Below are 23,294 nucleotides of genomic sequence, written 5' to 3' on the forward strand. Positions count from 1 at the left end.
TAAATCTTAATATACCAGATACTCAAATTATTTAGTAACACACTTTAAATTCAGTATAAAAAATATTAGTGCAAAAATAAGTACTATATAATGCTTATTTTTTGCACTAATGCTTTTATTATACTACTTTATATCTTTTACTTCTTCTAATGTTGGCATTGAATCTATTGCGCCATAATTTGTGCATGTTATTGCTCCTACCTTATTAGCAAATGTAATTATTTTTTTCCATTCTTCCATGCTGATATTTTTTTTATCTTCTATTTCAGCTACTTGCTTTAATACTGCTCCAACAAATGAATCTCCAGCACCTGTTGAATCAACTTGAGTAATTTTTATTGATGGAATTATTACATTTTCTCCATTAACACTTAAGTATGTTCCTTTTGATCCTAAAGTTATAGTAACAACTTTAACTCCTAATTCATGTAATTTCTTAACTCCAGCATCTAAATCTTTTTCTTTTGTTATTAATGTTAATTCTTCATCACTTAATTTGGTAAAATCAGTTACTTTTAAGAATTCAATGCAGTCAGAAACAAACTGATCTAACATATCATCTTTAATTAATGCATCTCTGTAGTTAGGATCAAATGATACATATATATTATTAGTTTTTGCATGTTCTAATAATTTGAAATATGTATTTTTTAATTCCCCATCTAAAAATCCAGTTGCTGATCCAAAGTGAATTATATCTGAAGATGTTATTTTAGATGTATCAATGTTATTAAATGAGTATTCTCCATCACTTCCTCTTAAGAAGTCAAAGTTACGTTCTCCATTAGCATCAATACCAACTAGAGCTATTGTAGTACTTCCATTCTTAACAGTCATACTTGTATTTATATTTAAGCTTTCTAACATTTCAACTAAGAATGTTCCAAAGAAGTCATCTCCTACTTGCCCTAAAAAATATGAATTTCCTTCTAATTTACATATACTAGCTGCAACATTTGCTGGTGCTCCACCTGCTTTTTTTTCAAACTTTTCTCCATCTTTTAGTCCTTTATTGTCAACGCAAACCATATCTATTAAAAGTTCACCTATACAAAATATATTATTTTTCATACTTAATCCCCCTTAAGTTCCATACTTGTAACGTATTAATATTTATGTTATTTTTAATTTCTATTTCTAATCCTTCTTCTTTTGGGAAATACATTAAGGTAGTAGTTTCTAAACCATCTTGGTAATATATCTCCATAACCGAATTATCTATAAACATATGAAGCTTCATTGAATCTTCTGCTTTTAATTTAAATTTTCTTATTCCTTTACCACCAAGCTCCATATTGCTTCTATCTAAAATGCACACTTCATCTTTTTTATTATATAATAATGAAATATATTCATCTTTAAATTTAAATTTTATATCTAAATTTTCTATATTGCTTAAATCTAAATCCAATTTACATTCTACACTCTTAGAACCTAATTTTACAACATAATTTTCTTCTATTTGATTATTTATATCTATAATTTTTTTCTCTCTTAAATTTTCTATAAGCTCAAGTGGCTTTTGATATAAAACTTCATCTTTATACTCTAAAACTCTTGGCATAGTTAATCCAAGCATCCATCCATATTGTGATGTAGCATACTCATTGTCCTTATCAGGCATTCCTATCCATCCAATCATGATATTCCTACCATTATGCTTAAATACTTGTGGTGCATAAAAATCAAATCCCATATCTATTTCTTTGAATTCAGAATAGTTAGTTAATGAAACTTCATTTAAATCTAAATCTCCAATAACATATCCAGATTGGTATATATTTTGATATCTTAACTCTTCTGCTTTTAACCCTTGTGGTGAAAACATAAATGCAAATTTATCTTCGCTTACTCTGAATATATTAGGACATTCCCACATATATCCGAAGTCTTTCATATCAGTTTCTAACTCACCAATTAATTCCCACTTTTCTATATCTTCTGATTTATATATTAAAACTCTTCCTTTTAGATCCTTATTCTGTATTCCAAGTACCATATAATAAGTATTATTTTCAACAAATATCATAGGATCTCTAAAATGAGCTGTATAACCTTCAGGCTGCTTTTCTATAATTACGCCCTTCTTTTCAAAAGATCCATCCTTATGATAGTCAACTATACATTGATAAGATTCTCTTTCATTATTAGGTCCTTTTACATTACCAGTATAAAATAATTTTAAAATATCATCTTTTACATATGCCCCTCCAGAATAGCATCCATCTTTATCAAACCAATCTTCAGGTTTTAAAATTATTTCTGGCATGGTGAAATTAACAAAGTCCTTAGTCTTTACTAATCCCCAGTGTTTAGTTTTATGTTCACATCCAAATGGATTCCATTGATAAAATATATAATATTCATCGTTATAATATGCTAATCCATTAGGATCATTAACTAAACCAAATGGCATCTCTATATGAAATTTATTTCTCCATCTATTATTATCTTTACTAGAATAATATTTTTCTAAATCTTGCTTTATCTTTTGATACGTTTCGTTAATTTGCATACTTGACTCCTTCTGAATTGAGTTTTATTATAATTTTCTTACACTTTCGCGTTCTATTAGATCTAGTGATGCTTCTTCTTCATTGGTTAATTCTTTATCATTAATTAAATCTAATATTCCTTGTGCAGCCTGATTACCTATAGCTTCATAATTAAATGCAATGGTAGTTAAAGTTGGATAGGATACACTTCCCACATCATATCCTCCAAACCCTGCTACTGATACCTCTTCTGGAACACCAATTTTATTTTCATGTAAATATCTTAATACTCCAAGACATATATTATCTGTTGCACATATTATTGCTGTCGGCTTAAAATCTAAAGCTTCTTTTGACTTTTCATAACCTTTCATAAAAGAGAAATCAGCTTCAATGAAATCAACTCTTGAATTTTCATTTCCATCCTTAAAGGCTGATATAAAACCATTTTTTCTATCTATACCAACTGCTTCATCTTCTTCACTTACTCCAATAAATACGGCCCTTTTATGATTTTTCTCTTTAAAGAAGTTACCCATAATTTTTCCTGCTTCATAGTCATTTATTTTTATACAATCCACAAGATTATTTTTTTGTCCTGTAAATATAACAGGTATATTTAATCTATTTACTAATTTAATATGTTCTTTAGTTATTGCTATGGAATTAACAATGATTCCATCAACACCTTGTTGATATAAACTATTAATATGTGATAATTCTTTTTCTACACTTAATTCACTAATAAGTATAATGCCTTGATAACCTTCACTTTCTAGTTTCTTATTTATCCCAGTTAATAATTTACCAACTGTAACAGAATCAATTCTTGGAAGAATAATTCCTATAAGCTTGCTCTGTTTTGTTTTTAATCTTTTCGCAAAAAAATTAGTTTCAAATCCAGTTTTTTCAATAGCTTCTCTTATCTTTTCAGCTTTTTCTTCACTTACATATCCATTATTAAGATATCTTGAAACACTACTCTTAGATACATTAACCATATTAGCAATATCCTGAATCGTAACTTTACTTTTCATACAATTTATCCTCCAAAAATTTGTCTAACTAAAAGATTTATTAATATAATTATATCTCATTATAGTCTAGACTAAAAAATACTTATTGCAATATTTTTTATTTTTAAAGGATTTGTTAATTTAATCATATATAACACTAGATAGATTTAGTAATTTAACTCTACTAAATCTATCTATTAATTAATATTTTTATGTTAATCCTATTCTTCTGTCTTAAAGAAGAAGTAAGTCAAGCAGAACGCTACTCCCATTGAGATTGCATTTACTAATACATACTGTCCTAAATTTCCTATATATAATAGTGCTCCAGGAAGTACTGTTATTCCCATTCCTGTACCTGCTAAGTGTAACATTGCTGAAACCATTCCTCCAGCTGCTCCACCTATGCATCCAAAAACAAATGGTTTAATAAATCTTAAATTAATACCAAAAATAGCTGGCTCAGTGATTCCTAAAAATGCTGGAACTGCTGACGAAATATATAAAGAACGTTTTTTCTTATCTTTAGTCTTTAGTGCAACTGCAACTGATGCTGCACCTTGAGCTGCTATTGCACAAGTAATTATTGCATTAAATGGATTTGTTCCTGTAGATGCTATAAGTTCAACTTCTAGTGCATTTAAAGCATGGTGTATACCAGTAACAACTATAATTTGATGAACTCCACCTATTATTAATCCACCTATTCCAAATGGAAGTCCCATAAAGCTTCTTATTGCTCCAAAAATGAATAATTCTAAACTATGCATTAATGGTCCAACTACTAGAAGACCTAATATCATTGCTATTAATAATGTTAAAAATGGTGTAACTATTAAATCTATTACATCTGGAATTACTTTTTTAAGTGCCTTTTGAGTTTTAGCTGCAATTATACCTAATACTAATGCTGGTAATACAGATCCTTGATATCCTACTACCGGAATTGTTAAACCTAATAGTGATAAATAAATTGGTTCAGCAGTACCACCTGCTACTGAATAAGCATTTGGCAAACTAGGTGATACAAGCATTAAACCTATAACGATACCTATTACAGGTGTTCCACCAAATTTTTTCATTGTTGACCAAGCAACTAATGCTGGCAAGAATGCAAATGCTGTATCAGTTAAAACTTCTGTAAATAAATAAAAATTAGTTCCTGATTGTAATAATCCTAAATTAGTTAAAAGCCCTCTTAATCCCATGAATAATCCTGTCGCAACTAGTACAGGTATTATAGGCACAAAAACGTCTCCTAATGTTCTAGATATCTTTTGAAGCATTGTCATTTCACTATATGCATCTTCTTTTGCACTTGTGTTTGCCAAATCTAATGATTCCCCAACAATTACTCCATATACTTTGTTTACAAACCCTGTTCCAAGAATAATTTGATATTGAGCTGCGGCAAAGAATTGTCCTTTTACCCCATCAATGTTTTCAATTGCTTTTTCATTTAATTTTGTTTTATCTTTTAATATCAGTCTAAGCCTTGTTGCACAATGTTCGATTGATTTAATATTTTCTTTTCCACCTATGTGTTTTAAGATTTCTTCGGCTACTATCTTTTCCTTCATAACCATTCCTCCACATTTATTTATTAATCGTTTTCACAAGGTTTCCATATCCTTAATTGTGTATGATCACCTTGTAGCTATATGATATCAGTTCCATATAGTTATTGTCAATATATTTTTGATATTTTTTTAATTAATTTCCAATATATTAAATCTACGTTTAAATTTGTCTTCTTTAATTCCTCATACCTTCTACATTTAGATGATATTCTCATTAAGTGATCTTTTTAAGATTTAAGCATCTGAAACAAAAATGTGATATCAGTTTCACTTACAGATTGTAAAAAATTATAATTTAATTTTCAGCTTATGTTCCAACACTTATTATTTCTAAAATATAAATAATATATTAAAAAACAAAAAGATCTCATTTGTTATATAGCAAATGAAATCTTTTAAAAATTGATTTTTCTTATGATAAAAAATTATAATGTAAATTTTTGTTTATAATATATATCTACCATATCAGACATTTTTTTGTTTAGTGCTAATTGAACTACTTTTTGATTGTTTAGTTCGAATGTATATATCTTTAATCCATCTAGATTAGTGTTATAGTAAGCCTGAACACCTTTTTTTAATGCATCTTTTCTTTCAATAATATATACCCTCTTAACTTGATCTTTATCAATTTTTTGAGCTAATTTTCTTTTACTTGCTCTATAAATTTTACTTATAGTTATATTTCCTTCAAACATTTCATATTCGTAATCTATGTACATGAAGTAACTTCCTATAAAAAGTGCTGCTGCTGCTATTTCTAATGCTATTCCAATTATATTAGATGCAACAAATACTAATACTCCTGCAACTGCTAGTCCTATTGCTAAATTCTTAAATCCATTACTTATTCTTTTTGGTCTATCTGATGCTATAAATTGTTCTAAAACTGTATCCATTATTTTCTGTCCACCCTTCATATAATTATTACTATAATTATATTTTATATCATTTCAGAATATAATCAACATATTATAATAACGTTTACGTAAATTTAAAATCATTTGTATATTATCACAATTATTTTAAAAAATTATTATAAATTTCTGCTTTTCAAATTTTATTTTTCCATAAATATACAAATTCAGTATTGCAAAAATATAAAAAAATAATTAAAATATAAAATATGGGAGGTGGTAATTTTTGGGAATTAATGAAATAATCAAAGTTGGTAATAACATTAAAGATTTAAGAAAGAAAAAAGGACTAACTCAGAAGGATATGGCATCATTACTCAACATTCCTTCTTCAACATACTCAAATTATGAAAATAATAATAGAGAGCCAGGTAAAAAAATATTATTGAATATCTCAGAAATTCTTGGTGTGAGTATATATGACTTATTAAATTCAAATAGGAATGATATTTCTTTAGAATCAAAGGATATAGTTGTTCCTGAAGAATGTGACATTTCAAAAGAATTGACCACTATTGAAAGATTAATCCAGCTCTGTGGATTCAATATTAATTTTAACGAACTTAATGAACATGATTCCATATTAAATGAATATTTAAAGTCAGAAATTAAAAATAACTTAATTCCTCTGGCTTATATTAATAAAGGTGAGATGAATATTAATTTGACTAATGATCAATTTAAAGATCTTAGTGATAAGATTTTACAACTAGTAACATTTGAAGTTAATGAACTTATTGATAGCTTTTAAGAATCTTCATAAAAGAATCATTTAACTAATCATAATAAATTAGGTTTATGTTATATTAAGTTTATTGTTTAATATATAAAAAATATGGTGCTATAATTTGTGGCACCATATTTTTTTTTTGTTATCTAAATATCATCATTATCTAAATACTTCTTATCCATCATTTTCAAGAATGGGAACCATATCACCCCTACAATAAGTGCTTGAACTAATTGTAATACCCCACCCATTATTGAATTTGTAGCCATCATACCAGATATAAATATTGGTGTAGTCCAAGGAATTGCTACACCTGTTGTTAATGGAACTATTCCCAATTTCATTGCGAAATATGCAATAGCTGCTGAAATCATTGTTCCAAATACCCATGGAATGAAAGCTAAACTGTTTAATACTATAGGTAATCCAAATATAACAGGTTCATTTACATTAAATGCTCCTGGTCCAATTGCTAATTTTCCTAAACTCTTTAATGTTTTTGATTTCATAAAAAATATCATCATTAATACTACTATTAATGTCATACCTGACCCACCAAGACTTACTGTAAATATTTCTTGGAATTGCATAGTAAATATATTAGTTCTTTCTAGTCCAGCTGTATAAGCTTCTAGATTTTGCAATCCTAATGTTTGCAATATTGGTGTTATCATAGGATTTACAACATTGTGTCCATGAATACCAAAGAACCATAAGAACTGAATTAAAAATTGTGTAACCATTAAGGCTCCAAACGATCCGCCAATTCCAAGTAATGGAGCTTGTAGCCATGTAAAAATAAGAGAATGTAAGTCATCACCACATACTGTCGTAATAACATAATTCATTAAAGTTACAATCGTTAATGAAAATAACATTGGTATTAATGCAGAGAAAGATTTTGCAACTGTTTCAGGAACCATTTCAGGCATTGAAATTTTCCATCCCTTTCTTTTTACAAAACAGTGTAATTCTGCTGATATAAATGCAACTATCATTCCAACAAACATTCCTGATGCACCTAGATTAGATATATTAAATATACCATCAACAACTTCGCCTGATTCTAACACCCTTGTTGTTGGAGTTACTAATAGGAATCCAACTAATGATGTAATCCCAATGAAGTGTGCTTCATCATCATAACCATCTTGCTTAGCTAAATTAATACCTATACCTAGGCATACAAATATAGACATTATTGCCATAGTAGCATTATTACCATTTCCAAAAATTGAAGACATTAAATTAGTAAACCCTTCTGGAGCAAATGGCAGATTCATTAATACAACTGAAAATGAACCAAATATTGTTGCTGGAAATGCCATCATAAATGCATCTCTTAAAACAATAAGATACTTTAGATTTGAAATTTTCGCCATAGTCGGCACCATTTTGTTTTGAAAAAACTCTTTCATTTGTTTTCCTCCCTATCCATCTCATTTATTGTATTTTAAATATCGTTTACAATAAATTTAAAAAATATTGAATTGTTATAATTTCTATGACTTTATATTACATTAGATTTAATCTAAACAGTTTCATTGTCTATACAACTTTTTTAGTTTCATGATATAATTTTAATAAAATAAGAAATGTCTTTAAAATTCATTTACTTCATACTATATTATTTAGTCAATTTTAAAACACAAATAGTTATTAGTCAAAATATGTTATAAACTTTATACTTAGTTAGGATGTGATTAGTTTGAAGAGTGATGAAATAACAAATGATTTGATTAGACAAATTCTATCTGGAGAACTCGCTATCTCTAGTAATTTACCATCAGAAAATCAATTAGCTATTAAGTACAAATGTAATAGACATACTATAAGAAAAGTAATTAATCACCTAATCGAAAGGAATTATCTAATTAAAACTTGTGATAGAGTTACTTATATAAATAATCCTGCATTTTATGATAATAATAGATTATTTATATCCTCGCTATCTGATTTATATGATCCAAATTCCATTTTAACTTCAGTACATACATTTGAATTAATTACATCATCAGATAGGATTTGTAGTAAATTAAATATAGATAATAATTCTAAGGTTTGGCATATTATTCGAGTTAGATATGTTAATTCTACAGTAGATCATTTAGAAGAAATATATATGCCATACTCTCTTTTTCCAACATTAACCATAGAAGATTGTAAAAGTAGTTTAATTGCATTTATTGAAAACCAGTATGATTTTAAAATTAATTATGGAATAAGAGAAATAACCTCTGTGAAATTAAAGGATTTTGAGTGCAACTTGTTAAGTCTTCCACTTGAATCTACTGTTATGCGAATTGAAAATATAGGATATTTAACTAATGGCAGAATTTATGAATACTCACTTTCTACATGTACAGAAAATAAATTTTCATATTACTGTAGAAGATAAACTAAAAAAGAAAGTCTCTAAAAATTTAGTTTCTTAAAACGGTATTTACATTATTGACATAGATCCAGTTAAATAAGAGTACGGAATGTAGAACATAGAAATAAACTTCTATATTCTACATTCCGTAATAATACTTATCACTCATCTATAGTCGTATAATTTATAGATGAATTTAAACTAATATAATATTATTTATTTAATCTAATTTACTAATGTATCACCATTTCTTAAATCTTCTACTATAGCAGCGTACTCTTTCTCTGTTAGATTATATTTTCTTAGTATTAGAAATGTAATTATTCCAGCAATAAATGGTACCAATGATGACAGAAGGTGTATACCATTTAATGTAAAATGTGATTGAGTTGTATTTGCTTTATATCCAATATAAGAAAGTATATAACCACATAAAGAACCACCAATGGCGCCAGCAAGTTTACTCTTGAAAATATTAGCAGAAAAAATCATTCCTTCTGATCTTTTTCCAGTTTTCCATTCGCCATATTCTACACAATCAGCAAGCATTGATTGCAAAGAAATATATGATGCTCCATCTAAAACTCCCATTATAGTATTTAATAAAATTAAACCCAATAATGATGAATATGATAATATAAATAATGTAAAAGATCCCGCTACACTAACCGAAATTGCCATAAGAGCCGTATTTCGTTTACCCAATATTTTTGTTAAGTATGGTGATAATATACCACCAACTATACTTGCAGCAATACCTAAACTACCTGTAATTGGAATAAACATTTCTGCATTAAAATTGTATTTTATATAGTATATTGACACACCATTTTTCAAAGCACCAGAAAACTCTAATATTAACATTGTTATTAAAAGTATTCTTAAAGGCTTATTAGTTTTAATTAACTTAATAAATTGCTTAATACCTTGCTTCTCAGATTTTAATTTTTTTTGTTCATAATTATTTATTTCTTTAACTCCAAATACAGTAATCCAAGTTAGTAAAACTCCTAAAATAGAATATATAGTTGCTACCAATCTCCAATTTCCTGTTTTAGCTACTAAAGGTATTGTGAATATGGATACTATAAATCCTCCACCATAAGCAATTGTTCTTGCTGTTGTAATAATCTTAGTCTTACTTTCTGGATCTCTAGTTATATTCGCTGACAAGGACCAATAAGGTATATCCATAGCAGTAAAACATATTCCCCATAAAATATAAGAAGCATATAGCCATATAATCTTACCATTATAAGATAAATTAGGAGCTGAAAAACACATTACTGTAGCTATTCCCATAAATATAGGAACGATTAAAAGATAAGGTCTACTTTTTCCCATTTTTGTATTTGTGTTATCAACTATTACTCCCATTATAGGATCTGTTATAGAATCAATTATTCTAGCAATTAAAAATAATGTACCTATAGCAGCTGCTCCTATACCAAAACTATCAGTTAAAAAAATTAAAAAATAAGATGAAATCATTGCATAAATTATATTATTACCTAAACTGCCCATACCGTAGCAAAATAGAGTTTTTATCGACACATCATTATTTAAATCTTTAGAATTACTTTTTTTTAATATCAATGCTCCTCACTCCAATAATATACTTTTATTATTTACATTAATGCAAACCGTTTTCATTGAGCTCTAATATTATTTTAATCTTATTCTCGTTTTATTAAAATGGTGTTAAAGTGCCTAAATATGGTATAATGTTTCTAAGTAAGCCAAGATAATTATATTAAAAAGATTATATAATCTTTTTCCTAATTCCAAATTTTTTTGATATGCTCATCATATAGACTTTTCATATAATATTCCTTCTAGTATCAGCTGTAAATTTAAATTACTCTCTTCAATAATCATATTATCTGCATTATACCTATCAAAATAAAGAAGTCATTCAAGACTTTTATTATCTTGAATAACTTCTTTATTTTTCTTACAATGCTATTACATTCTCTTCATTTTAAAAATTTAATCATATATTTATTTTCTTGTGAATATTCTTATGCTATTAAGTTATTGATACATTTATTCTATTTAGGTGAAAAATGGATGCATTATATCAAGCATTACTATTCCCACAATTCCTGATTTTTGAGCTGAAAAATTCCTTGCTAATTTGCTAGTATAATTTAAATTGATCTATTTTTCTGTTTTTCAAAATAAAATAGTACAATTCTCAAGTCAGAACTCCCTGTAATTAGTGCTTGTTAAAATAAACATCTAATGCGTTGTCGTAAAAGACCATTTTCATTTCTTCTTTATCAAATATATCTTCATTTATGTAGTTTATAAGGTTCTTATATGGATCCCTTGCTGCTGTCATAGGTGCATCACTTCCCCAAATAAGCTTACTTGCTCCTACAATGTCTTTTGCTATTTTAATACTCTTTTGTGCAGAAGGAAATGGATATATATCTGTTGAAAAAATAGCTGGTAATGCTGCAAGATCAAACCATATATTAGGCAGATTTAAAAGTTCAAGATCTCTTTTTAAAATTTCTTCCTTTCCTTTTATAGGGGCTAATAAATGACAAACTACAATTTTAACATTTGGATATTTTAATGCCACTCTTCTAATAGCTTCTGGTTGATAGCTCTCCATAGTATAATCCCCAATATCAAGTGCTACTGTAGTATTGACTTCAGATGCTTTACGCCATATATCTTCCATTTCATTTCCATCAATTAAAAACTTATTATGATAGCCCATAAGTCCTCCACCGGAGCTAATTTCAAACTTCATAATTTTACAACCTAAGTCATCAATAAAGTGATTAAGTAATTCAATTTTATTCTTTGCAAATGGATCAATTGTGAATGCTCCAGCAAATCTTTCAGGATATTTTTTACACATTTCATATGTATATTCATTTTGAAAACCATACATACTACCTTGCAATAGTACAGCCTTTTTCACATTATTTTCATTCATAAGTCTAAGTAAAGATTGAGCTGTAAAATCCTTCTCTCCATATCCCTTAGGAATAAGCTCCATAATCTCGCCACTAGCCCATCTTGCTTTTCCATCTCCAATAGCACGAAGTTCCCCTCTTCTACCATAACCCGCCATTGCTTCAATTAAATGTATATGTCCATCTATAATCTCCATATTAATCTATCCTCCATTTCAATTTATTAATATAATACCATTTTTTGTAGGCAAGTTAAACTAAGGGATATCTTAAAGAAAGTACCCTTAAACAACGAAGATAATAATTTATGTTTTTACATATACTACATTCATTAATATTAGCCTCATATATTTTGTTAAAATACCTATTATCTTTTCTCTAGGTAGAGCTGAAAGTACTGTGCCTTTAAAATTCCTTCATCTGCAAAGTATATACAATTTCTAAAACAAGCTTTTCAAAGGCTTTTGTTTCATGCGTATCTGTTACCTTACACTCCATTTATTATGATGCTGAAATATTTTATAGCTTTTTAAATAAGGTGCTTACGCAATACCAGTTTGTCGTGTCTAATATTATTGACATAAATCTAAATATACTTGACTAGTTATAAAGCATATGCAATAATTAAATTACACTAACTTACTAAAAGTAAGTTAATATACATAATTAAGTTCTGAAGTGAATATTTATATGTTTTAATAAAATAATTCAATAATTTTCGATTGAGTTTTTAATATTAATCAAGGAGGGATACAAAATGTTAAGAAAGATTGACAGTAGAAATATGGGTAGTAGTAATCTGGGTTGGCTTAAAAGTAAATTTCACTTTTCATTTGCAGAATACTATAATCCAAATAATATAAGGTTTGGAGCTTTAAGAGTCATTAATGATGATTTAATTGAGCCGGATACTGGATTTGATACTCACCCTCATAGAGATATGGAAATAATATCATATGTAGTTAATGGAGAACTTACACATGGAGATAATATGGGGAATAAAAATACAATAAATCGTGGTCATGTTCAATACATGAGTGCTGGAACAGGAGTATACCATAGTGAGCATAACCTAGGAAAAGATCAATTGAGATTGCTACAGATATGGATTTTCCCAGATAAACAAATGTATAAACCTAATTATGGTGATTATAGATTTAATTGGGCCGATAGAAAAAACAAATGGCTTCATATGATTTCAAGTAAAGATGGAGATGCACAAATAAAAATAAATCAGGATATCAATATTTATTCTTTAGAACTTGATAAAGGCAAAGAAATTGATTTTCAAATTACTAAAGGAAGGCAGGCATATTTAGTTCAAATCGAGGGAAGCTCTATAATAAACAATATTGAGTTAAATGACAGAGATGGAATGGAAATAACTGAGGAAGATATTTTAATTAAGGCCAAAGAGACTTCTCATATTTTGATTTTGGAGATGAAGAAAGAAAATTAGATATGAAAAAAATAAGAATGAGAAAGAGATGAATTGATAATGAATGAATTTTTAAAAATTGTAAGAGAAAGAAGATCCGCCAATAAATTTATTGAAAATATCACTATACCTAGAGAGGATTTTGATGATATATTTAGAGAACTTTCATTAGCACCTTCTGCTTTTAATTTACAACATACCAGATACTATGTTGTAGAAGATAAAAAGTTGTTAGAGGAAGTTTATGATGCATCATTTAAACAATATAAAATCAAAACTGCTTCAGCAGCAATAATAGTTACAGGAGATAAAAATGCCTATTTATCAGCAGATAAAATTTACGAGGGCTCAATGATGCTTGGAATGATTGATAAAACTGAATATGAAATAATGATTAGTACTATTAAAAGTCTTTATGAAGGCTGGGGAGAAGAATTCAAGCATGATGAGGCTATAAGAAATTCATCATTGTCAGCAATGCTATTTATGTTATTAGCTAAAAATAAAGACTGGGATACATGCCCAATGATATATTTTGATAAGGATAAGATTAGTCAATTATTAAGTATTCCAGATAATGAAGTACCATCTTTAATGATTACAATAGGAAAAATGGATAAGAGTAGCAATAAAATTAGAGGATATAGAAAGCCAGCTGCTGAATTTGTGAAATTTTATTAATTGAACAAGCTAATATTTATTAAAGATATCAAACTTATAGAAGATTATTTTGTAGAAATTAATTGCAAGTAAAAAAACAATAAAAATTGCACATGAGATAAATCCAAAATTTAAAATAGTTTGCATGCTGGCAGCAGGTAGTACATATGTTATGTCAGTATTTTAGAAGATAAAAACGGCTTAACCTTTGTAGTTAAGCCGTTTCATTTTGCATATTGGTACTCCCAGCGGGAATCGAACCCACATCTATCCCTTAGGAGGGGATTGTTCTATCCATTTAACTATAGGAGCACATATATTAGAGAGTTAATAAAATAACTCCCTAATAAAGTTTATTATAATTATTTAGCAATGTCAAATTTATATTTTTTATTTACTCTTCTTCTTAATATGTCAACCAATTCTGTAATTAAGGGTCCTGACCCAAATATTACAGCAAGTGAGATTATCCAGTGTCTTAACTTTAATCTTTCTAAACTGAATATAAGTCTTCCTACTGGTGTTAAGAATGCTAATGCCATGATAGAAAACATCGCAATACACAATCCCATCTTAAATTTAGTTAAAGGTCTTGCAACTCGTATTAAAATCATCATACTTATTCCTGCAAATAACAGTAATGCTGCAGTTTTACTATAAGTTATATCTGATCCAATGTGTCTTGCTATTACAAAAGTACTTGTTGTAAATATTGCAAGTATTAATCCATTTGGAATACTAACAGTTAATACTCTTTCTAAAAATCCCTTTTCTACTTTTCCTGTACTAGGCAATAATGCTAAAAAGAACCCTGGTATTCCTATTGCACAGCTTCCTACCAACGATAATTGAATAGGATCTATTGGGAATTCTATTAAAAGTATGGATGCAATTACAGATACAAATATCGAAAATATTGTTTTTGATAAAAATAATTCAGATACTCTTTCTAAGTTTTGAATTTGCTTGCGTCCTTCTTCAACTACTTTTGGCAATGCCGAAAAATCGGATTTCATAAGAACTAATTGTGCTACTGCCTTTGTAGCATCTGAACCATTAGCCATAGCTATACCACAGTCAGATGTTTTTAAAGCAAGAACATCATTAACGCCATCACCAGTCATAGCAACTGTATGGCCATCTTCTTGAAGCGCTTTAACTATCCTTTTCTTTTCATGTGGAGTCACTCTTCCAAATACTTTTGTTTTTCTAACTATTTCTCTAAATTTATCATTATCATCTGGTAATTCTCTTGCATCAATGTAATTTTTCCATTCATTAACTCCAGCTCTTCTTGCAACCTCTGATACCGTTATAGGGCTGTCACCAGATATTATCTTTACTTCAACACCTTGTTTTTCAAAATATGCCAATACCTCTGGAGCTTCTTTTCTTATTATATCTTCAATTAGTATCAATGCCGCACTTTCTATCTTTCCAGTAAGCTCATCTTCTAACACATCATTGCATACATTTGCTAATAGTAAAACTCTCTTTCCCTTTTTAGCTTCTTCTTCAACTGCTCCTTTTATTAAATTGTACTTTTCTTTTAGTATAATTTCTGGAGCGCCAAGGACCCATGTACCTAAGCCTTCAAACTTAGCGCCTCCCCATTTTCTTTTAGATGAAAAAACAACCTTTTTTATACATTTCACTTCATTATTATATGAAGTATATTTATCTAAAATTGCTTTTTGTGTAGGATTGTTACTAGGCAAATTATGAATTAAAACCGATAATATTTCATCAATTTCTTTATCACTTCTACTGCCTATATTTCTAATATCACTTAATTTTAAATTACCTTGTGTTATTGTTCCGGTCTTATCTAAACAGAGTACATCTACTCTTGCTAAAACTTCTGTTGCGCAGAGTTCTTGCACAAGTGTATCATGCTTACCCAATTTTACAATAGATACTATAAATGTAGCACTTGTTAAAAGCATTAATCCTTCAGGAATCATTCCAATTATGCCTGATACTGTTCCTATCATAGCACTTCTCCAATCATTTCCTGTAGCCTTAAGCTGAGCAACTGTTAATAAAATTGATACAGGTATTATAATCCATATAAGAATTTTAAATATCTTATTTATAGCATTTCTAAGTTCTGAATTTATAACCTTAAACTTTTTAGCTTCTTCTGCAAGAATTGATGAATATGTTTGTTTTCCTATTTTTGTAACTCTAGCATATCCTTCTCCTGCAACTACAAAACTTCCTGAATATAAGTTATCTTTTAATTTCTTACTAATAGAATCTGACTCACCAGTTATCATTGATTCATCAATTTCTAATCCATTACTATAAACAACTTCTGCATCAACCATTATTTGAATGCCATTTTCTAAATAAATAATATCATCCAAAACAATTTCACTTGCTGGAATTTCTTTAGTTTCCCCCTCTCTTAAAACTTTAGCCTTTACCATGCTTACAACTGATAACTTCTCTAAAGTTTCTTTAGCTCTCAATTCTTGTGCTACACCAATTAGTGTATTACAAACAATAACTCCTACAAACAGAGAATTTTTGGGTGATCCAGCTAAAATTATTATTGCCGCAAGTATAAGATTTATAGCATTAAAACTAGTAAATAAATTAGCCCTTATTATTTGCCATATGGTTCTTGACGGAGCCTTAGGAATATAATTAACTTTACCATCTTCTTTTCTCTTTAAAACTTCTTCATTGCTTAATCCTAAAATATTTTTTTGATTGTTACTTATAAATTCTTCTTCTATTCCTGTCATCAATTAGTCTCCTATTATATTCTGTAAATTTTTACTTACTATAATATTATACCTTCTTTTATTAATAACTTCCTAAATTTTTTATTAAGTTAAAATTAAATTTATCAAAAAATTTACATTTCACACCTTGGATAATACTTTTAAATATTTAAAATTTATAATATACTGTTCTGTAGGAATAATTAATAATTTAAGGATGTGTAAATAAATATGTTAAGAACAATAGTTTTTTATCCTTGCATTATTCTAAGTCTCATTTGGGCTAATATAATCTATAGGATAAAAATAAGGTTTTTAGACAAAAAGGAAGATAAATCAGAAAAAGAAGCTTATATTTATAAAGTAACTTCTAGTTGGGCAAGATTTATATTGAAAATAGCTGGTGCAAAGGTCACAGTTAAAGGTGAAGAAAATATTCCAAAAGATGATACTGTATTATTTGTATCTAACCATCAAAGCAATTTTGATATTCCTTTATTAATGGCATACATTAATGTACCAAAGGGTTTCATCGGTAAAAAGGAATTAGAAAGCTGGCCTTTTATTGGCACATGGATGAAATATATTCATTGTGTATTTATGGACAGAGATAATTTAAGAAAATCTGCTGAAGCAATAGTTGATGGAATTAAATTGCTAAGAAGCGGATACTCAATGGTTATATTCCCAGAGGGAACTAGAAGTAAAGGTAAGCCTGTTGATGAATTTAAAGCTGGGAGCTTTAAACTAGCTACTAAATCTAAAAGAGCAATTGTTCCAGTAACAATCAATGGAACTCACAAACTATTAGAAGCTAATCATAATAGAATCAAATCTGCTGAAATAGAACTAATAATACATAAACCAATAGATGTTACAACTTTATCTAAAGAAGAAACTGACAAACTTCATGATACGGTTCAATCAATAGTAAGCAGTGGTTATAAGTCTGAATAAAATATACTGAATATTATCACTCTTTGGCACAATACTATTTCCCGTATTGTGCCTTTTCATCGCTATTATTATCGTATTGTATTATTTCCCATATGCATTGTTTTGACATTAGTACATTATTTATGTTATAATAATTTTATTTGCTTGTGTAAAGACAATTAAAATAGAATATTTAATTTTTAAATATAAAGAACAATAGAAACGAGGATAATTAATGAACAATAATGAATTTTACAATTTAGGTCTTAAAGAGACCGTTGTTAAAGCTATAGATGAAATGGGCTTTACAAAACCATCGCAAATACAAGAACAAAGTATTCCTGTAACTCTTAGCGGAGTTGATTTAATAGGGCAAGCACAAACTGGTACTGGAAAAACTGCAGCTTACAGCTTACCTATTATCACTAAAATGAGTAATGCTCCTGGAATAAAGGCTCTTATATTGGCACCAACAAGAGAACTTGCAGTTCAAGTTAATGACGAAATAACAAGACTTTCAAAGTATGAAAAGCTTAATGCTTTATCTGTTTATGGTGGAGATTCCATAGATAGACAAATAAGAGCTCTAAAAAAATCTGATGTTGATATAGTCGTTGGTACTCCAGGAAGAATGTTAGATCTTATAAAGAGAAAAGTACTTCATTTAGATAAAGTAGAATTTTTAGTTCTAGATGAAGCAGATGAAATGCTTAATATGGGATTCATTGATGACATAGAAGAAATATTAAGTCATACACCATCCGAAAGACAAACGCTTTTATTTTCAGCAACAATGCCAGACCCAATAGCTAAACTTGCTAAAAGATATATGAAGCCTGATGCTAAATTAGTAAGTGTTAAAAAGAGTACATTAACTGTATCTAAGATTGAACAAAGCTACTATATGGTAAATGGTAAAAATAAGCTAGAAGCACTTTGTAGACTATTAAGCCTAGATAATCCTTCTTCAGCTATAATATTCTGTAAAACTAAAAAAGGCGTTGACGATTTAGTTCACGACTTGCAAGCTAAAGGATTTATGGTTGAGGGAATGCATGGAGATATGACTCAAATCCACAGATTAGCTACTTTAAATAAATTTAAAAAGGGTACACTACATTTATTAATCGCAACAGATGTTGCAGCTAGAGGTATAGATGTTGATGGTGTAACTCACGTTATAAATTATGATCTTCCACAAGATGTTGAAAGTTATGTTCACAGAATTGGTAGAACTGGTAGAGCTAATAAAGAAGGAACTGCTTATTCTTTAGTAACCCCAAAAGATTTTTCTATGATAAAACAAATCCAAAAAGTTACTAAGAGTGATATAAAACAAAATCCTGTTCCAACAGTTGATCAAATTAATAACAAAAAATTTGCGGATATGGCTGATGAAATACAAAAGACTATCGAGTCTGGAGAATTAGGCAAATTCTTACCAAGTGCAATAAATCTTGTTGAAAATCATGATCCAGTAGCAGTAATCGCTGGATTAATGAAAATCAAATTTGATAATGAGCAAATATTTGAATATACTTCTAATTCTTTAGAAACACCTAAGAGCGAAGATGTACGTTTATTCTTCTCTGTAGGTAAAAAAGACGGTTTAACTCCTAAGATATTAATTAACTATATTAAAGATAAAACAAGAGTTAATGCATCAACTATAGGTCAAATTGATCTAATGGAGAACTTCTCCTTTGTAAGTGTCGACAGAAGCATATCTGAAAAGATATTAAATAAATGTCCAGGAGGCAAAATCAACAGAAAGAAAGTCAATGTTGAAGTTGCTAATAGAAGAAGAAAATAATCTTTTTAAAAAGCTCCTCTTAACCGTGATGGAGCTTTTACTATGCCTTTAATAAAAAAGCTGTTTTTAAATACAGCTTTTTTTATTTATCCACAATTTTAAAAATTTTCTGTGAAGTTTTCCACAATTCTTTAACTTTTTGTTTATTTTTATTTAATCAATGTGAATTATTTTCTTCATCTAATGGTACTAACTCAGTCTCTACTACTTCTGTATAATCTATATCCACTATTTCCGGTGATCCATCAACATAAAATCTTTTAGGCATTCTTATGCTTAACATTTCTTCATCTATACTTTTTAAAATATTATCTGTATCTATCTCTTCTATATTATCAAATGTTTTATTATAATGATTCTTAACTTTTGTTTTTATTCCAAATGGATTAGTGTTAATTTCTAAGCGATTCAGATTTATTTCAATAATTCCAGAATCATATCTTATACTAAGTTCTCTTAAATTAACTCCATTTAATTCAATTGTTAATAAATACATATCATCATATGATTCAAATTTAATAAAATTAACCTCTTCTTGATTTTTTTCTTCATCCGAATTTTCATAATTAGAAAATACATCTTCATATAAATCTGTTATTTCATTTATACCAATATCCCCCAAAAATGATTCAACCATATCATCTATTTTGTTGAAAGTCCCAAATGTAAAAACTCCTCCACCTTTAAATGGAAAAAAATTGAACATTATACCCTCCAAAAATATTTATATATACTATTCTATTTTTTTACTTCATATATGTTAATTATTTATAAGATTTAATACTGTATTGATACACTATTGAATATTCAAGCCTTTAATAATACAATAATAATTATATGGAGGTATAATATGAAAAGAATTGATAAAATTTACAATTATATTCTAGAACATTCGAAAAATTTTACTAAAGCAGAAATTCTTAATAATAATGGACCAACAGCACAAGAAATAGGAAATGCTTTAGATATTTTAAGAAATAATGTTTCTAAAGAACTTAACAGTCTTTGCAGAGATAAAAAACTCATTAAAATTAAAAACCGTCCTGTTTTGTATTTTGACAAAAAGTATATAGAAGATATTTTTTCTATAAAAATTTCTTCTGATTCAGAAGAAATATCTATTGATACTCTTCTGAATTCATCAATTACTTCAGATAAAGACTCCTGCTCTCCATTTAGTTATCTCATAGGCTATAATACGAGTTTAAAAAATCAAATTGAGCAAGCTAAAGCGGCTTTGATGTATCCTCCAAATGGTCTCCATACATTGATAATAGGTAGTACAGGAGTTGGAAAAAGTCTCTTTGCAAATATAATGTATCAATACGCAAAATATATAAAGAAATTATCATCAGATGCTCCATTTATAGTTTTCAATTGTGCAGACTATGCAAATAATCCACAGCTATTATTATCTCATATTTTCGGACATATAAAGAGTGCATTTACTGGAGCTGATAAAGAGACAGATGGTATTGTTGCAAAAGCTGATGGCGGTATATTGTTCTTGGATGAAATTCATAGACTACCACCAGAAGGTCAAGAAATGATCTTTTACTTTATGGATACAGGCACTTATAATAAGCTTGGCGAAACTGAAAGAAACCGAAAAGCTAATGTATTATTGATAAGTGCCACAACAGAAGATCCTAATTCTGCATTATTGAATACTTTCATTAGAAGAATTCCTATCACTATAGCTATTCCAAACTTCAATGAAAGACCGCTTGAAGATAAAGTTAAACTTATTCAATTCTTAATTTCTAAAGAAGCTCAGAGAGTTAACAAAGCCATAAAAATATCTGATGACGCAATAAAAGCATTGATAGGAAGTACATCATATGGAAATGTAGGGCAATTAAAATCTAATATTCAATTGATATGTGCAAAGGGCTTCTTAAATTCAATTAATACAGATAATAATATTGAAATAGATATCTCTTTATTACCTGGAAACATCAAGAATGGGCTTATATCCTTTGGGAATAAAGATAAAGAAGATAATTCTCATTGGAACATGATTCCTAAATATATAACTATCAACCCCGATGACAATGGACTTTTTATTGAAGAGGATTCATATGAACCTTCTTTCAATATATATAATATTATCCAAGATAAAACCTCTGCATTAAAAGAACAAGGTATGAAAGAAGAAGATATTAAAAACTTTATAACTACTGATATCAATCTACATTTAAAGCAATTCTATGATAGATTTAAAAACGAAGCAAATTCAAGAGAAGGACTATTAAAGATTGTTGATAAGGATATTGTTGATTTCACTGAAGACTTAAAAAAATTAGTTGAAAAAAAATTGGATACAGTCTTAAATGATAGATTCATTTATGCAATAAGCCTTCATTTTAGTGCTTTATTTAATCGTATAAAAACAAAATTATTTTCATTTTCTGATGACATAAATTTATCAATATCAACCACTAGTAAAGAATTTGAAGTTGCTAAAGAAATTTATTCACTTACTGAAGAAAAATTCAATATTGTCATTCCACCAATAGAAATAGAGTATCTCGCTCTTCTTCTAAGTTCTATAAACGATCCTATAGATCAAAAAAGAATAGGAATAGTAGTCGCTGCTCATGGAATTAGCACTGCTACAAGCATGGTAAATGTGGCTAAAAAATTATTTGAAGCTGATAACATAGTATCTGTTGATATGCCACTTGAAAAAAAACCTCTTGATATATTAGAAGATGTTATATTGAAAGTTAAGGAAATTAATGAGGGAAAAGGAGTTCTTTTATTAGTTGATATGGGATCCTTAAATACATTTGCAGATGTTATAACAGAAAGGACTGGAATATCTACTAAAAGTATTGATATGGTTTCTACCCCATTAGTTTTGGAGGCTGTAAGAAAATGTTCTCTTTGTGATAGTGACTTAAATTCTGTTTATTCATATTTAATTAAAGACTTCAGAGGATATACAAATAAATTAGTTGTTAATAAAAATAGTAATAATCTTCACAATGCCATTGTTACTGTATGTTCAACTGGAAAAGGAGCTGCTATAAAACTGAAAGAATTGGTTCAGGATATCGTTACTAGTATCACTCCAGATCCAATAGAAATAATACCTGTCTCTACAAATAAAATATCTGATTCTATAAATCATATATCAAAAAATAGAAATATTTTATCTGTTGTAGGAATAACAAATCCTAAGCTAGGATTGCCTTTTATATCTATTGAATCGCTAATTGATGGATCTGGTGAAGAAATATTAAGAAATATAATTGAAGGAAATCCAATAGATTCAACTCCTGCAAAGCTTCAAAATCCTATTGTTATAAGAAAGCTTTGCAAAGAAAGCCTACAAGAACTTCTTACGTTCCTCAACCCTGAAAAGATATATCCATTATTAGAAGATTTCATGAATTCGCTGGGAAATACACTAAATCTAACTTATGAGAATCCAGTGAAATTGAAATTTATAATACACTTAGCCTGTGCACTAGAAAGAATGGTAGTAAATGATGGATTAGAATTTAGGGATGATACTTCTATGTTAAATAAAAATATATTCAATGCCCTAAAACAGGCAAGTGCGGTATTCAATAAATCATTATCTATAATATTAACCGATGATGAATTATATTATATGGTTGATATTTTAGAGCAATACACAAAATAGAGTATCAATATTCTA

At 28.3% G+C, this 23,294-nt stretch carries 17 protein-coding genes and 1 tRNA gene; 7 read left to right on the forward strand and 11 right to left on the reverse strand.

Going from position 1 to position 23,294, the window contains the following annotated elements:
* Positions 1-123 precede the first annotated feature (123 nt).
* The 5 genes from BN2920_RS00285 to BN2920_RS00305 form a co-directional block, all read right to left on the reverse strand.
* Positions 124-1,071 (reverse strand): carbohydrate kinase family protein, encoded by a 948-nt coding sequence (locus tag BN2920_RS00285; RefSeq protein WP_058293077.1) that lies wholly within the window; start codon positions 1,069-1,071, stop codon positions 124-126.
* Positions 1,061-2,515 carry a sucrose-6-phosphate hydrolase gene (locus BN2920_RS00290; protein WP_058293078.1) on the reverse strand — a complete coding sequence of 485 codons (1,455 nt, stop codon included), beginning with the start codon at positions 2,513-2,515 and terminating at the stop codon, positions 1,061-1,063. The genes BN2920_RS00285 and BN2920_RS00290 overlap by 11 nt, the downstream gene beginning before the upstream one ends.
* Positions 2,516-2,542: 27 nt before the next feature.
* Positions 2,543-3,532 carry a LacI family DNA-binding transcriptional regulator gene (locus tag BN2920_RS00295; protein WP_058293079.1) on the reverse strand — a complete coding sequence of 330 codons (990 nt, stop codon included), beginning with the start codon at positions 3,530-3,532 and terminating at the stop codon, positions 2,543-2,545.
* Between the two features lie 200 nt (positions 3,533-3,732).
* Complete coding sequence (locus BN2920_RS00300) at positions 3,733-5,091, reverse strand: sucrose-specific PTS transporter subunit IIBC (protein ID WP_058293080.1); 1,359 nt, start codon at positions 5,089-5,091, stop codon at positions 3,733-3,735.
* Positions 5,092-5,516: 425 nt separating this feature from the next.
* Positions 5,517-5,990 (reverse strand): hypothetical protein, encoded by a 474-nt coding sequence (locus BN2920_RS00305; protein ID WP_058293081.1) that lies wholly within the window; start codon positions 5,988-5,990, stop codon positions 5,517-5,519.
* Positions 5,991-6,234: 244 nt separating this feature from the next.
* Between BN2920_RS00305 and BN2920_RS00310 the strand changes: the two genes are divergently transcribed.
* On the forward strand, positions 6,235-6,759 hold the full coding sequence (locus BN2920_RS00310; RefSeq protein ID WP_058293082.1) for a helix-turn-helix domain-containing protein: 525 nt from the start codon (positions 6,235-6,237) through the stop codon (positions 6,757-6,759).
* 125 nt (positions 6,760-6,884) lie between these two features.
* On the opposite strand, the gene BN2920_RS00315 is transcribed toward BN2920_RS00310, so the two are convergent.
* The gene (locus tag BN2920_RS00315) at positions 6,885-8,156 is read right to left on the reverse strand and encodes a PTS sugar transporter subunit IIC (RefSeq protein ID WP_058293083.1); all 1,272 of its coding nucleotides are present in this window, start codon (positions 8,154-8,156) and stop codon (positions 6,885-6,887) included.
* A gap of 281 nt (positions 8,157-8,437) precedes the next feature.
* Here BN2920_RS00315 and BN2920_RS00320 point away from each other — a divergent pair, with 281 nt between their 5' ends.
* On the forward strand, positions 8,438-9,136 hold the full coding sequence (locus BN2920_RS00320; protein ID WP_242868277.1) for a GntR family transcriptional regulator: 699 nt from the start codon (positions 8,438-8,440) through the stop codon (positions 9,134-9,136).
* Between the two features lie 201 nt (positions 9,137-9,337).
* On the opposite strand, the gene BN2920_RS00325 is transcribed toward BN2920_RS00320, so the two are convergent.
* Both BN2920_RS00325 and BN2920_RS00330 read right to left on the reverse strand, forming a co-directional pair.
* Complete coding sequence (locus BN2920_RS00325) at positions 9,338-10,708, reverse strand: MFS transporter (RefSeq protein WP_058293085.1); 1,371 nt, start codon at positions 10,706-10,708, stop codon at positions 9,338-9,340.
* Between the two features lie 622 nt (positions 10,709-11,330).
* Positions 11,331-12,242, reverse strand: a complete 912-nt coding sequence (locus BN2920_RS00330; RefSeq protein ID WP_058293086.1) for an amidohydrolase family protein — start codon at positions 12,240-12,242, stop codon at positions 11,331-11,333.
* A gap of 560 nt (positions 12,243-12,802) precedes the next feature.
* Here BN2920_RS00330 and BN2920_RS00335 point away from each other — a divergent pair.
* Complete coding sequence (locus BN2920_RS00335; protein WP_058293087.1) at positions 12,803-13,504, forward strand: pirin family protein; 702 nt, start codon at positions 12,803-12,805, stop codon at positions 13,502-13,504.
* Between the two features lie 39 nt (positions 13,505-13,543).
* Complete coding sequence (locus BN2920_RS00340) at positions 13,544-14,164, forward strand: nitroreductase family protein (RefSeq protein ID WP_058293088.1); 621 nt, start codon at positions 13,544-13,546, stop codon at positions 14,162-14,164.
* A 216-nt stretch (positions 14,165-14,380) separates the two neighbouring features.
* On the opposite strand, the gene BN2920_RS00345 is transcribed toward BN2920_RS00340, so the two are convergent.
* Both BN2920_RS00345 and BN2920_RS00350 read right to left on the reverse strand, forming a co-directional pair.
* A tRNA-Arg gene (locus tag BN2920_RS00345) sits at positions 14,381-14,455 on the reverse strand.
* Positions 14,456-14,505: 50 nt separating this feature from the next.
* The gene (locus BN2920_RS00350; protein ID WP_058293089.1) at positions 14,506-16,896 is read right to left on the reverse strand and encodes an HAD-IC family P-type ATPase; all 2,391 of its coding nucleotides are present in this window, start codon (positions 16,894-16,896) and stop codon (positions 14,506-14,508) included.
* A 210-nt stretch (positions 16,897-17,106) separates the two neighbouring features.
* Between BN2920_RS00350 and BN2920_RS00355 the strand changes: the two genes are divergently transcribed.
* Both BN2920_RS00355 and BN2920_RS00360 read left to right on the forward strand, forming a co-directional pair.
* Entirely contained in the window at positions 17,107-17,832 is a 726-nt protein-coding gene (locus tag BN2920_RS00355) for a lysophospholipid acyltransferase family protein (protein WP_058293090.1), read from the forward strand.
* 214 nt (positions 17,833-18,046) lie between these two features.
* Positions 18,047-19,624: a DEAD/DEAH box helicase gene (locus tag BN2920_RS00360; protein WP_058293091.1), complete on the forward strand. Its 1,578-nt coding sequence runs from the start codon at positions 18,047-18,049 to the stop codon at positions 19,622-19,624.
* Positions 19,625-19,781: 157 nt separating this feature from the next.
* Here BN2920_RS00360 and BN2920_RS00365 read toward each other — a convergent pair whose 3' ends face one another.
* A complete protein-coding gene (locus tag BN2920_RS00365) occupies positions 19,782-20,330 on the reverse strand; it encodes an Hsp20/alpha crystallin family protein (protein ID WP_058293092.1) in 549 nt (182 codons plus the stop codon).
* Positions 20,331-20,474: 144 nt separating this feature from the next.
* On the opposite strand from BN2920_RS00365, the gene BN2920_RS00370 reads away from it, so the two are divergent.
* Positions 20,475-23,279 carry a sigma-54-dependent transcriptional regulator gene (locus BN2920_RS00370; RefSeq protein ID WP_058293093.1) on the forward strand — a complete coding sequence of 935 codons (2,805 nt, stop codon included), beginning with the start codon at positions 20,475-20,477 and terminating at the stop codon, positions 23,277-23,279.
* The last annotated feature ends 15 nt before the right edge of the window (positions 23,280-23,294 follow it).

The organism is Clostridium neonatale (assembly GCF_001458595.1).
Classification (GTDB): domain Bacteria; phylum Bacillota; class Clostridia; order Clostridiales; family Clostridiaceae; genus Clostridium; species Clostridium neonatale.

Excerpts from the sequence above, each read along its gene's own strand:
- BN2920_RS00285 (WP_058293077.1), bottom strand. The coding sequence starts at position 1,071 with ATGAAAAATAATATATTTTGTATAGGTGAACTTTTAATAGATATGGTT.
- BN2920_RS00290 (WP_058293078.1), bottom strand. The coding sequence starts at position 2,515 with ATGCAAATTAACGAAACGTATCAAAAGATAAAGCAAGATTTAGAAAAA.
- BN2920_RS00295 (WP_058293079.1), bottom strand. The coding sequence starts at position 3,532 with ATGAAAAGTAAAGTTACGATTCAGGATATTGCTAATATGGTTAATGTA.
- BN2920_RS00300 (WP_058293080.1), bottom strand. The coding sequence starts at position 5,091 with ATGAAGGAAAAGATAGTAGCCGAAGAAATCTTAAAACACATAGGTGGA.
- BN2920_RS00305 (WP_058293081.1), bottom strand. The coding sequence starts at position 5,990 with ATGGATACAGTTTTAGAACAATTTATAGCATCAGATAGACCAAAAAGA.
- BN2920_RS00315 (WP_058293083.1), bottom strand. The coding sequence starts at position 8,156 with ATGAAAGAGTTTTTTCAAAACAAAATGGTGCCGACTATGGCGAAAATT.
- BN2920_RS00330 (WP_058293086.1), bottom strand. The coding sequence starts at position 12,242 with ATGGAGATTATAGATGGACATATACATTTAATTGAAGCAATGGCGGGT.
- BN2920_RS00335 (WP_058293087.1), top strand. The coding sequence starts at position 12,803 with ATGTTAAGAAAGATTGACAGTAGAAATATGGGTAGTAGTAATCTGGGT.
- BN2920_RS00340 (WP_058293088.1), top strand. The coding sequence starts at position 13,544 with ATGAATGAATTTTTAAAAATTGTAAGAGAAAGAAGATCCGCCAATAAA.
- BN2920_RS00350 (WP_058293089.1), bottom strand. The coding sequence starts at position 16,896 with ATGACAGGAATAGAAGAAGAATTTATAAGTAACAATCAAAAAAATATT.
- BN2920_RS00355 (WP_058293090.1), top strand. The coding sequence starts at position 17,107 with ATGTTAAGAACAATAGTTTTTTATCCTTGCATTATTCTAAGTCTCATT.
- BN2920_RS00360 (WP_058293091.1), top strand. The coding sequence starts at position 18,047 with ATGAACAATAATGAATTTTACAATTTAGGTCTTAAAGAGACCGTTGTT.
- BN2920_RS00365 (WP_058293092.1), bottom strand. The coding sequence starts at position 20,330 with ATGTTCAATTTTTTTCCATTTAAAGGTGGAGGAGTTTTTACATTTGGG.
- BN2920_RS00370 (WP_058293093.1), top strand. The coding sequence starts at position 20,475 with ATGAAAAGAATTGATAAAATTTACAATTATATTCTAGAACATTCGAAA.